Genomic DNA, 11,086 nt, shown 5'->3' with positions numbered 1-11,086 from the left:
ACTAAAACAACGCCCATTCATTTCTTTGACAAAACCTCGGTTCTACCTCGCAGCATCCCTATGATAACGCCGATAATAGCGGCTATAGCGGCGACGACGATTTCAAGCGCTATCACCGAAAACATATTGGTTATGGTAAATGGGAAATACTTCACGATAATGAATATGCTCGCCACCACCGCGGCGCTGAATGCATGCAGAATGAAGTACATTGACCACTCATCCAGTTCATCCTCATCGTCGAAATGCAACATCCCTATTCGGGTGTCAATCACAGCCTGCTTTTTCGCAATATGCGTGATCCATATTGATATTATCCATGCGGTTCCCCCACAGCCGAAGGCAATGGTTTCCACATCCAGATTCGTTTGCTGGTGATAGTATTTCCATGAAATGAAACCCACCGTTAACATGGCGATAATCACCCAGGGAATAAAATAATTCACCACCAGGTGTTCGTCGCTAAACGCCTTATTTTCATTGCGCTTCCCGGCGAGCATCTGTTGCTGATACCACTGTTTCACCCTTGGAATAAAGGTCTTGTAGATCAACATTATCGATAAAAAAACACCCCAGAAGAGGCTACCGAGCGCCAGCAGCGGAATCGCTTTATACCGCATAGCTGCAGTGTGATAAATCACGGAGGAAATTATCATCACAGGAATAGAAATCATCACCGCGGCAATAGCCAACCTGGCCCATAGCCTGGCCGGGCGATTATTTACAGGCAGGGAGGCTTGCGCCAGCGGCAATGATGGAACCGTACCGGTAAGACGGCTAATCTCCTCCAGCATCAACTCAACGGTAATGGAGAAGACGGCAATCATCGGGAAGAAAACACAGAATAGGATAAAGTGTATTCCTTTATCGGCATCATCACTGGCTGCGGATAGAAAGAATATAATGAAGAATATTGCCAGTTCGATAGCCACTCGGATAAAGACAGCAATAGATAATCTAAAATTAATAATTCCTTGTCGCATAACGCTATCCATAAACATCTCCAGAAAAACCACCATCTCAGAACGGTATCAATTAACTGAGAAAATCATGAGCATCTTGAATATTTAAAACGTTGTTTTAGTTATTGGCTTTGGGATTAATTTAATTTTGATGACTTACTGTATACAGCAGCAATAGCACCTTTTCAAACCAGCCAGAAAGTAGAATCAAAAATTATCAAAATTATAATAATCATCCATTTAGGCGATAACCCCGTCCGATACGGACATAAAAATTTAAAAACAAACAAAAAATAGAATAAAAATCCAAAAATATATCAAAAAACAGCTCATGTTACCGATAATGGTGTAACAATCCACTCTTGATAAAACCTTGACAAAAGATTCATGAATAATTGATAGAGTATTCACAGAAACAACCACGCAATGTGTGCTTACAATATCTTTACATTCAGTTATATTTGAATTGATTGATAACAAATAGGTGTGTTATATAAAGTCGATGAGGTTTAAATAGCTAGAAAGCGTGCTATTAAATAATTACTACAACCGAAAATTAAGTTGTCTGGAATAATGAATTCTGACATACCTATATAAAGGGCGTTCGGATCGATTGCTCTGTTCTGATCGATTGCTCTGACGGATTCTCTGACAGAGATTCTCCGACAGGCGCTAAGCCGCGCGCGTCTCTGCGTTTATTCTTGTATTTAGACAGAAAGGATTCTGTGATGCTTTCTCTTGCACGGTCGATTCTCATCCATGAATGGCGGCGCTTTCTGCCCGCGGTACTGGCGGTTGCTTTCTCCGGCTTGCTGGTGGTTGTGCAGTTGGGACTGTTGCTCGGCATGTTCGGCGCAGTCAGTGTCTATATTGACCGTTCTTCCGCCGATCTTTGGGTCGGCTTCCCCGATACGCAAAGCATCGATCTGCCAAGGCCGATTTCAGAAAAAGTTGAAAACACCTTACTGATGAATCCGGAGATCACCGCGGTCGAGCGGCTGTCGTGGACACTGGGCGACTGGCGGCGGCCTGCCGGCGGCAGGATTTCAGCGGTCATCATCGGCATAAATCTGCAGCCGAACGCCATGACGTTCGCCAGCCTATTGACGCCGGAAAAGAAACAACTGCTGCAGGTGCCGGGCAATCTGCTGGTGGATATCAGCGATCTCGACAAACTGGGCGTGAAGGTGGGCGACTATACCGAACTGAACGGCAAGCGGGTGCGCGTCGCGGGTACGGTCAGCGGCATGCGGTCAATGGGCGGCGTCAACATCATCACCTCGCTGTACACCGCCCGCACGCTGGACCCGGCGCTGCTGAAAAACAACCTGGACTATTTTCTGGTCAAGATCAGAAACCCCGCGGACGCCGAGCGCGTGCGCGACCAACTGCAACCAACCGGTGAAAACCGCCGCTTCCAGGTCTGGACCACGCAGGAGTTTTCCGATCAATCGGTCGGCTACTGGATCTTCGAATCAGGTTCGGGCAGCGGCTTTCTGTTTTCCTCAACACTGGGCTTCGTCGTCGGCATCGTCATCACCAGCCAGACCCTGATGGCGGCCATTGTCGCCGCGCTGCGCGAATACGCCACCTTACGCGCTATGGGCGTCCCCACTCGCGCGCTGCGCAAGGTAGTGCTGGAACAGTCGTTCTGGATTGGCGTGACCGGGCTGTTGCTGACCACCCTTATAACGCTGGCGCTGTCGGCCGGCGCCCAGGCGCTGTATGTCTCTTTTACGCTGCCGTGGCCCGCGCTGATCTTCCTGTACGGTCTGGTGATGACCATCACGCTCTTATCCGGACTGATGGCGCTGCGGGCGTTGAACCGCGCTGAACCTTTCACCCTGTTACGTTGAGACAAGCGGATGAGCACAACCATCACCATAAACGCCAGACACGTCAGCCACAGCTTCACCACCGGCAAGGTCGTCCAACCCGTGGTGAAAGAGGTGGATTTGCAGATTGCCGCCGGTGAACTGACCCTGATTATCGGCCCTTCCGGCTCGGGCAAAAGTACGCTGCTGGCGATCCTGTCCGGGCTGCTGCGCCCGCAATCAGGGCAGGTGTTTATCAACGGGCAGGACATTACCCAATATCACGATCGCGATCTGGAAAAATTCAGGTTGCATCATTGCGGCTTCGTATTTCAGGGCTTCAATCTGTTCGGCGCGCTGAACGCGTTGCAGAACGTGATGCTGCCGCTGACTTACGGTGAACAGCTTTCGCAGCAGGCGGCGAAAGAGCGGGCGTCCGCCACGCTGGATGCCGTGGGGCTCAGCAATCGTAAAACGCTCTACCCCGCCGAGCTGTCCGGCGGGGAAAAGCAGCGTGTGGCGATTGCCCGTGCGTTGGTCAAGCACGGCCAGTTCCTGTTCGCCGATGAGCCCACCAGCGCGCTCGACAAGCATAACGGTCAAATTGTTATCGACACATTGCGCCACATTGCCCACCAGCAGGGCTCCACCGTGGTGGCGGTGTCTCACGATAACCGTCTGATTGAACACGCCGACCGGGTTATTACCATCGAAGATGGCCGTATCACCCATGATTCCGGCTCTTCACTTCACGGAGTTTCACTGACATGAAAGTTATCCACCTGGCCAGTAGTCTCGTCATGGCATTGGCGCTCAGCGCCTGCGACGCCGAAAAACCGTCGCCGCCGGCAGCGCAGTCCGCCCCCTGGGTCGCCATCGCCAAAGGCTACATCAGTATCGAAGGCGGCATGATCAGCATTGATGCGCCGCGCGCCGGCATCATCAAGCAGATCCTGGCGGAAGAAGGCGATGAAGTAAAAAAAGGGCAGTTGCTGGCGCAAATCGATGATAACGAGGCGGAGCTGTCGTTGCGGCAGTCGTTGACCTCGCAGGAGGAAGCCACGCAGGATGTCGCCACCAGCAAAACCAAGCTGGAGATTGCCGAACGGGAATACCGCCGGGTGCTGCCGCTCGGCACTCAGGTTATTTCCGATCAGTCGAAACAAAACCTGAAGGACCAGATGTCGCTGGCGCGCGAGGACCTGGCCGGCAAAAAAGCCGCGCTGGAAACGGCCAAAGCCAAGGTGGCGTCCGCCCAATTGGAAGTGGACAAGTTCAAGGTTCTCGCCCCTGAAAACGGCAAGATCGTACGGCGATACGCCAAGCCGGGGGAAGGTTCCTCCACGCTCAATGTGACCCGCCTGTTCACGCTGGCGCCGGACGCGCCGCGCATTGTGCGCGCGGAAATCGAGGATATCTTTGTCGATAACGTACGCCCCGGTCAGTTGGCCGAGGTAACGCTGGAAAACAACGAGAAAAAGGTCTATCAGGCCAAAGTGCTGCGGCTTAGCGAAGTCTTCGGTCCCAGCGTACAAAATACGGACGATCCGACGGCCAAACAGGACACCCGGGTGATTGAATGCGTACTGTCGCTGGATGCGCCGAAGATCAAACTCGGTCAGCGGGTGATGGTTAAAATCTACCCGTTGGGCACGGTGCCGCCCGTCGGCACTCCCGCACCGGTCGCGGCGCCATGATATTCACAGTGCAAGACATTCACTGTGCCATGACATTCGCTGTGTCATGATATTCGCAGCGCCATGACAATATTATTTGCAGCGTTGCCGCACGCGTTACGGCGTCATCTTTACTTCGCCAGCCAGACGATCGAGGTCAGCGACGCCGCGCAGACCCGGCTGCTCAACAGCGGATTAACGCTGCCGGCGTCGCTTAACCGCGCCGTACTGAAACGCCGGGTGGAATTTCTGTCGGGACGCGCCTGCGCGCGCGAGGCGCTGCGACTGGCGGGATTGACGGTCCCCGATTCGCTGCCGATTTCGCCCCATCGCCACCCGGTGTGGCCGGTCAACATCGTCGGTTCCATCAGTCACTGCAACCAGTTGGCGTTTGCCGTCGTCGCTCGTCGTCAGGCGTTGCACAGCGTGGGGATGGATATCGAGGAGTGTATGACCGAAAGCGCGTTGGATAGCGTGCGCGCGCTGATCGCCAAGCCGCAAGAGCTGCGCCTTGCGGCCCAGACAGGGCTTGCCGAGACACTGGCCGGTACCCTGCTGTTCTCCGCAAAGGAGAGCCTGTTCAAGGCCCTGTTCGCCGACGTACAGCGGATTTTCGATTTTTCCTGCGCGCAGTTAACCGACTGGCAACCGTCGCGCCAGTGTCTTCAACTCACCCTGACGCAATCCCTTAGCCCCACTAACCCGCAGGGGAAACAGCTCTGCTGTTACTACCACTGTTTTGGCAATCACGTCCTGACACTCTGTCTTGAGCCCCAGCCCGGCCTTGCTCCGGCTTAAAACCCGGCTCAAACCGTGTTTTGCTTTCACGCGCCCGCGGCCTGTTCCATCCCCGGTGTGGCAGGCGCCATACCGCCTGCACCGGCCTCACGTCACAAGCATAAAAAACCAGTAAAATGCCAGTTAGCACATATTTAAATCCAGACAAACGGCGTTTAATTGTCATTAATTTTTATAATATCAATTTTTATGATATTATTGATGAATTCGTGCATCGCCGACCCCAACACTGCATCAACGCAGCGGCGAGATACGATCTGATGCTCAAGGGGGAGAATGAGACGGTGTTGCGCCACGCTGCAGGCGCGCCGACGTGAATAAACGTTTTGCGGGCTGATGTCCGACACACCCTCACCACACTACCCAATAGCACCTGACGTCATACCCGGCAAGACGGTGTTTTTCCCCACGCTTCACCTCCCTTTTCATGTCACGATAATAAAAGGTTAGTCACTTTATGAAATTGAAGAGAAAACGTGTAAAACCTATCGCGCTGGACGATGTCACCATCATTGATGACGGCCGTCTGCGTAAAGCCATTACCGCCGCCGCGCTCGGCAACGCCATGGAGTGGTTCGATTTTGGCGTCTACGGCTTCGTCGCCTATGCGCTGGGCCAGGTGTTTTTCCCCGGCGCCGATCCCGGCGTACAGATGATCGCCGCGCTGGCGACCTTCTCGGTGCCGTTTCTGATTCGCCCGCTGGGCGGCGTGTTTTTCGGCGCGCTGGGCGACAAATACGGCCGCCAGAAAATCCTCGCCATCACCATCATCATCATGTCCATCAGCACCTTCTGCATCGGGCTGATACCGTCGTACGAACGCATCGGCATCTGGGCGCCGATCCTGCTGCTGCTGGCGAAAATGGCGCAGGGGTTCTCCGTCGGCGGCGAATACACCGGCGCGTCGATCTTCGTGGCGGAGTATTCGCCCGACCGTAAACGCGGCTTCATGGGCAGTTGGCTGGATTTCGGCTCCATCGCCGGGTTTGTGCTGGGCGCCGGCGTGGTGGTGCTGATTTCCACCATCATCGGCGAACAGGCGTTTCTGGAATGGGGCTGGCGTCTGCCGTTCTTCCTGGCGCTGCCGCTCGGCATCATCGGCTTGTATCTGCGTCACGCGCTGGAAGAAACTCCCGCGTTTCAGCAACACGTGGAAAAACTGGAGCAGAACGATCGCGACGGGCTGAAAGCCGGGCCGGGCGTCTCTTTTCGGGAAATCGCCACCCATCACTGGAAAAGCCTGCTGGTGTGCATCGGGCTGGTGATCGCCACCAACGTGACCTATTACATGCTGCTGACCTACATGCCAAGCTACCTGTCGCACAGCCTGCATTACTCGGAAAACCATGGCGTGCTGATCATCATCGCCATCATGATCGGCATGCTGTTCGTGCAGCCGGTGATGGGCCTGCTCAGCGACCGCTTCGGCCGCAAACCGTTCGTGGTTATCGGCAGCGTCGCCATGTTTTTCCTGGCGGTGCCGAGCTTCATGCTGATCAACAGCAACATTATCGGTCTGATTTTTCTGGGGCTGCTGATGCTGGCGGTGATCCTGAACGCGTTTACCGGCGTGATGGCGTCAACCCTGCCCGCGCTGTTCCCGACGCACATTCGCTATAGCGCGCTGGCCAGCGCCTTCAACATTTCGGTGCTGATCGCCGGCCTGACGCCAACCGCCGTCGCCTGGCTGGTGGAGAGCAGCCGCAATCTGTACATGCCGGCGTACTATCTGATGGTGATCGCCGTTATCGGCCTGCTGACCGGTCTGTTCATGAAAGAGACGGCCAACAAGCCGCTGAAAGGCGCTACGCCGGCTGCTTCCGACCTGTCGGAAGCGAAGGAAATTTTGCAGGAGCACCACGATAACATCGAGCATAAAATCGAGGATATCACGCAGCAAATCGCTGAACTGGAAGAGAAACGCAAGCTGCTGGTCGCCCAGCATCCGCGGATTAATGAATAGTAATGAAGCGTGATGCGCGCCCGCCGGCCATACGGTCGACGGGCGTTTTTACGTCAGCGACAGACTATCAATAACCAACAACAACCAACAACCGCGCTAACGGGCGAGCACCCGCCGGGTCGACGCCGGGTTATTGATGAGCTTTTCCGCCGGTCGGATCGGCCGGCGAACCAGCTCGCCGCCGCAGTTAGGGCAGCGACCGTTCAGTTTCTCCTGCGCGCAATCGGCGCAGAAGGTACATTCAAACGAACAAATCCGCGCCAGCAATGAATCCGGCGGCAGATCGACGTCGCAGCATTCACAATTAGGCCGCAATTCCAGCATGATGGCGCTCCTGTTTTCAGGTATCAACCCAGTTTATAACCCTGCCTGACTTACGCCGTCAACAACCCGCTCGCCAGCCAGTCGTCGGCATTTTTCACCCCCGGCAGCACGAAGAAATAACCGCCGCCGATCGGTTTGATGTACTCCTCCAGCGGTTCGCCGTCGAGCCGTTTTTGCACCGTCAGGAAGCCTTTTTCCAGGTCGGCCTGATAGCAGACGAACAGCAGCCCCATATCCAGTTGGCCGGAATTGGACACTCCCAGCGAGTAACTGTAGCCGCGGCGCAGCATCAGATTGGCCTGGGTTTCCCGCGTGCGCGGGTTAGCCAGACGAATATGCGCATCCAGCGGAATCACTTTGCCTTCCGGATCCTGACTGTAGTCCGGCTCGTCATGCTCATGAGCCATGCCCAGCGGCGCGCCGCTGTGTTTTTCCCGGCCGAAAATGGTCTGCTGCTCCCTGAGCGGCGTGCGGTCCCAGAATTCGACATGAAAACGGATGATGCGCGCCGCCTGATAGCTGCCGCCCACCGTCCATGCCGGTTCGCCGGACGGCGCGCCGACCCACAGGATCTGGTCCATCAGCGTATTATCGCCGGTATTGGGGTTAGCGGTGCCGTCCTTGAAACCCAGCAGGTTGACGGGGGTTTCCTGGCCTTTGCTGCGCGCCGCGTGCGCGGAAATGAACCCTTCCCGCTTCCAGCGCACACTGAGCAGGTCCGGCGTCTGCTTGATGATATCGCGCAGCGCATGCAGCACCGTTTCGTTGGTGTTGGCGCAGATCTGCAACAGCAGATCGCCATGACACAGACTGGCGTCCAGCGAGTCGTTGGGAAAGCGCGTCATGCGCTGCAGTTTCAACGGCTTGAGCGCCTGCAAACCAAACCGCTCGTCAAACAGCGAAGCGCCGACCGATACGGTGATGGTGAGATTATCCGGATAGATTTCCGGCCCCATGATGCCGGAATCCAGCGGCGGCAGACGCGGGTCGACGTCCGGCACTTTGCCGCCCTGCGTCAGAAACGCGATACGCTGGGTCAGCAACTGGAACAAGCGGGTCAGATCCGGTTTGCTGGTCGCCAGCACATCGAACGCCACCAGCATCATCGCCGCCTGTTGCGGCGTGACGATACCGGCCTGATGCGGACCGTAGAACGGCTGTTTTTCCCAGCGTTCATCCTGCGGCGCCTGCGGCTTGTCCTCCGCCTGCGCCAGCCGGTCGGCGCCGAGCGCCAGCGCGCCGCCCATCATCCCCAGCCCCTGCAACAGCCGGCGGCGTGAGGGGGAAGCGATGTCCGGCTGTGCCGGACAAGCGGAGGGGTGTGAGGAATGCGGCCCGTCCTGCGGGCCAGTGATATCACTCATGATAGCTCGCCTCAATCCAGACCGAGCACGCCGCGCAATTGCGCCAGATCTTCCGCCAGCGTGGTGATCGGCCCTTTCAGCGCGGTGCGATCGGCATCGCTCAGCTTCTCGTAGGATTCAAAGCCGTCTTTGGTTTTGTACTTCGCCAGCACGCCGTCGACGGTTTTGAAGTTGGCGTCGATCTTGGTCAGCAGCGGCTTATTGGCTTTCGCCAGCAGCGGACGCAGCAGGTTGACGATCTTCTGCGCGCCGTCGACGTTGGCCTGGAAGTCCCACAGGTCGGTGCGGCTGTAGCGATCTTCCTCGCCGCTGATCTTGGTCGCCGCCACTTCTTCAATCAGCCCGGCCGCGCCGCCCACCACTTTACTCGGCGGGAAGGTCAGGCTGGCGATGCGTTTTTGCAGTTCCTGCGTATCGGCATACAGCTGATCGGCGTAGTGCTCCATGCCTTTGGTGGCATTGTCGGCAAACAACGCTTTCTCCAGCCGGTGGAAGCCGGTGAATTTCGGGTCTTCCGCTTTCTTTTCGTAGTCGTCTTCACGGGCGTCGATGCTGCCGTCCAGATCGGAGAACAGCTCGGCGATCGGTTCGATACGCTCGTAATGCTGGCGGGTCGGCGCATAGAGTTTGCGCGCTTCATCCAGCTTGCCGGCCTTGATGGCGGCGGTGAACAGTTTGGTCTGCTGGACCAGCCCTTCCACCTCTTTGGTCACGTAAACCTTGTATTCGGCGATCGGCCCGACCAGATCCAGCACGTTGGTTTTCGCGGCGGCGGCCTCGCCGCTGGCGGTCACCACCAGCTTGCCTTTGGGGTTGCTGAGCAAACCGCAGGTCATGTCGTATTCGCCCGGCTCCAGATTGGCGGTCATTTTCTGGGTGAAGCCCGGCGCGATATTCTCACGCTCTTCCACCACCATCACCCCTTTGAGGATTTCCCACTCCAGGTTCTTCTGGCTGGCGTTGGCGACCACAAACTGCGTTTTACCTGCCGCCACCGTGACTTGCATCGGTTCGCACTGCTTGTCGTTAACCGTTATCTTAACCTGCGGAATGTCGGCAGCCAGAGCGCTGAACGTCGGCAGAGCCAGCAGAGCGGCGCACAGCGCCGTACGGCGGAAGAATGGTGTAGACATAGACCTATCCCTTTTTACATTGATTGTTGATGGTGGTCATCGTTGATGGCGATGATGATTAATGATGATGTTTACGCGACGCCGAAGCCGTGGCCGGCTCCATGCGCTGCGGCAGGAAAAAGAACGCCAGCGCCGGGATCAGGTACAGGAAATAGACCACCACTTCGCTGATCGTCGGGGTTTCCTGATAGCCGAACATGCCTTCCAGCAGCGTGCCGAATAGCGTATGGGTCGACAATGTGGCGCTAAAATCGAAGGCGATTTGCTGAAATTGATTCCACAATCCCGCTTCGTGAAACGCGCGGATCGCCCCGGCAGCCAGACCGGCGGCGACAAACAGAATGAACAGGCTGCTCCATTTGAAGAACCGCGCCAGATGCAGTTTCACCCCGCCCCAGTAGATCATCATCCCGACCACGACGGCGCACAGCAGCCCCAGCACGGCGCCGATCGGCGCATAGATGCCGACATCCTGCTGAAAAGCGGCCAGCAGAAAGAACACCGACTCCAGCCCCTCGCGCGCCACGGCGAAGAACACCATCGCCACCAGCGCCCATCCCTGACGCTTGCTGGCGTTGAGCGCCTGATCGATAGCGCCTTCCAGATGCACCCGTACCGAACGCGACACTTTGCGCATCCAGAACACCATGTACGTCAGGATCACCACGGCGATCACCGCCACAATCCCTTCGAACAGCTCCTGCTGTTTCTGCGGAAATTCACCGGTGGTGGCGTTGATGAATACGCCAAGCGCCAGACACAACGCCAGCGCCAGCACCACGCCTGCCCAGACCGCGCCCAGCCACTGCTCGCGTTGGGTACGCTTCAGGTAGCTGGCGATCAGGCTGACGATCAGCGCCGCTTCCAGACCTTCACGGAACATGATGAGTAACGGAACGAACATGGATGGAAACTCCTCAGACAGACCGGGCGACGCGCCTCACAGCCCGGACGCGCCGCCGCAGGAATACAAATCGGATAAAGAATGATAATAGTTCTTATTAATAAAGAAATGTAAGGATTGGTAAAGCACTTTTTTCTAATCAAATATT

Annotated in this window: 10 protein-coding genes; 5 read left to right on the top strand and 5 right to left on the bottom strand. The window is 56.2% G+C overall.

What is annotated here, in order from left to right; genetic code table 11:
- Positions 1-17 precede the first annotated feature (17 nt).
- A complete protein-coding gene (locus tag DXXMK7_RS06855; protein ID WP_127353494.1) occupies positions 18-995 on the bottom strand; it encodes a hypothetical protein in 978 nt (325 codons plus the stop codon).
- Positions 996-1,690: 695 nt separating this feature from the next.
- Between DXXMK7_RS06855 and DXXMK7_RS06850 the strand changes: the two genes are divergently transcribed.
- The 5 genes from DXXMK7_RS06850 (at position 1,691) to proP (ending at position 7,213) form a co-directional block, all read left to right on the top strand.
- Positions 1,691-2,818, top strand: coding sequence for an ABC transporter permease (locus DXXMK7_RS06850; protein WP_038918427.1), 1,128 nt, complete (start codon positions 1,691-1,693; stop codon positions 2,816-2,818).
- A gap of 9 nt (positions 2,819-2,827) precedes the next feature.
- Positions 2,828-3,547, top strand: a complete 720-nt coding sequence (locus tag DXXMK7_RS06845; protein ID WP_038918426.1) for an ABC transporter ATP-binding protein — start codon at positions 2,828-2,830, stop codon at positions 3,545-3,547.
- The gene (locus DXXMK7_RS06840) at positions 3,544-4,473 is read left to right on the top strand and encodes an efflux RND transporter periplasmic adaptor subunit (RefSeq protein ID WP_038918425.1); all 930 of its coding nucleotides are present in this window, start codon (positions 3,544-3,546) and stop codon (positions 4,471-4,473) included. Before DXXMK7_RS06845 ends, DXXMK7_RS06840 begins: the two co-directional genes overlap by 4 nt.
- 63 nt (positions 4,474-4,536) lie before the next feature.
- Entirely contained in the window at positions 4,537-5,250 is a 714-nt protein-coding gene (locus DXXMK7_RS06835; RefSeq protein WP_050569989.1) for a 4'-phosphopantetheinyl transferase, read from the top strand.
- A gap of 457 nt (positions 5,251-5,707) precedes the next feature.
- Positions 5,708-7,213 (top strand): glycine betaine/L-proline transporter ProP, encoded by a 1,506-nt coding sequence (gene proP, locus DXXMK7_RS06825; protein ID WP_038918423.1) that lies wholly within the window; start codon positions 5,708-5,710, stop codon positions 7,211-7,213.
- A 96-nt stretch (positions 7,214-7,309) separates the two neighbouring features.
- Here the strand turns inward: proP and DXXMK7_RS06820 are convergent, their stop codons facing one another.
- Genes DXXMK7_RS06820 through efeU form a run of 4 tightly spaced genes read right to left on the bottom strand, consistent with a single transcriptional unit; the run spans position 7,310 to position 10,938 of the window.
- Positions 7,310-7,537, bottom strand: coding sequence for a DUF1272 domain-containing protein (locus DXXMK7_RS06820; protein ID WP_038660434.1), 228 nt, complete (start codon positions 7,535-7,537; stop codon positions 7,310-7,312).
- A 50-nt stretch (positions 7,538-7,587) separates the two neighbouring features.
- A complete protein-coding gene (gene efeB / locus DXXMK7_RS06815) occupies positions 7,588-8,901 on the bottom strand; it encodes an iron uptake transporter deferrochelatase/peroxidase subunit (RefSeq protein ID WP_038918422.1) in 1,314 nt (437 codons plus the stop codon).
- 11 nt (positions 8,902-8,912) lie between these two features.
- On the bottom strand, positions 8,913-10,034 hold the full coding sequence (gene efeO / locus DXXMK7_RS06810; protein WP_038918421.1) for an iron uptake system protein EfeO: 1,122 nt from the start codon (positions 10,032-10,034) through the stop codon (positions 8,913-8,915).
- A 58-nt stretch (positions 10,035-10,092) separates the two neighbouring features.
- Positions 10,093-10,938: an iron uptake transporter permease EfeU gene (gene efeU, locus DXXMK7_RS06805; protein ID WP_038918420.1), complete on the bottom strand. Its 846-nt coding sequence runs from the start codon at positions 10,936-10,938 to the stop codon at positions 10,093-10,095.
- Between the last annotated feature and the right edge of the window lie 148 nt (positions 10,939-11,086).

Source organism: Dickeya sp. MK7 (assembly GCF_000406305.1).
Taxonomy (GTDB): domain Bacteria; phylum Pseudomonadota; class Gammaproteobacteria; order Enterobacterales; family Enterobacteriaceae; genus Dickeya; species Dickeya fangzhongdai.
Note: the sequence above shows the minus strand (reverse complement) of the source record. Positions and strands in the feature narration are given on the sequence as shown.

Bases quoted from the DNA above. Each gene is read 5' to 3' on its own strand.
- DXXMK7_RS06855 (WP_127353494.1), bottom strand. From the start codon at position 995: ATGGATAGCGTTATGCGACAAGGAATTATTAATTTTAGATTATCTATT.
- DXXMK7_RS06850 (WP_038918427.1), top strand. From the start codon at position 1,691: ATGCTTTCTCTTGCACGGTCGATTCTCATCCATGAATGGCGGCGCTTT.
- DXXMK7_RS06845 (WP_038918426.1), top strand. From the start codon at position 2,828: ATGAGCACAACCATCACCATAAACGCCAGACACGTCAGCCACAGCTTC.
- DXXMK7_RS06840 (WP_038918425.1), top strand. From the start codon at position 3,544: ATGAAAGTTATCCACCTGGCCAGTAGTCTCGTCATGGCATTGGCGCTC.
- DXXMK7_RS06835 (WP_050569989.1), top strand. From the start codon at position 4,537: ATGACAATATTATTTGCAGCGTTGCCGCACGCGTTACGGCGTCATCTT.
- proP (WP_038918423.1), top strand. From the start codon at position 5,708: ATGAAATTGAAGAGAAAACGTGTAAAACCTATCGCGCTGGACGATGTC.
- DXXMK7_RS06820 (WP_038660434.1), bottom strand. From the start codon at position 7,537: ATGCTGGAATTGCGGCCTAATTGTGAATGCTGCGACGTCGATCTGCCG.
- efeB (WP_038918422.1), bottom strand. From the start codon at position 8,901: ATGAGTGATATCACTGGCCCGCAGGACGGGCCGCATTCCTCACACCCC.
- efeO (WP_038918421.1), bottom strand. From the start codon at position 10,034: ATGTCTACACCATTCTTCCGCCGTACGGCGCTGTGCGCCGCTCTGCTG.
- efeU (WP_038918420.1), bottom strand. From the start codon at position 10,938: ATGTTCGTTCCGTTACTCATCATGTTCCGTGAAGGTCTGGAAGCGGCG.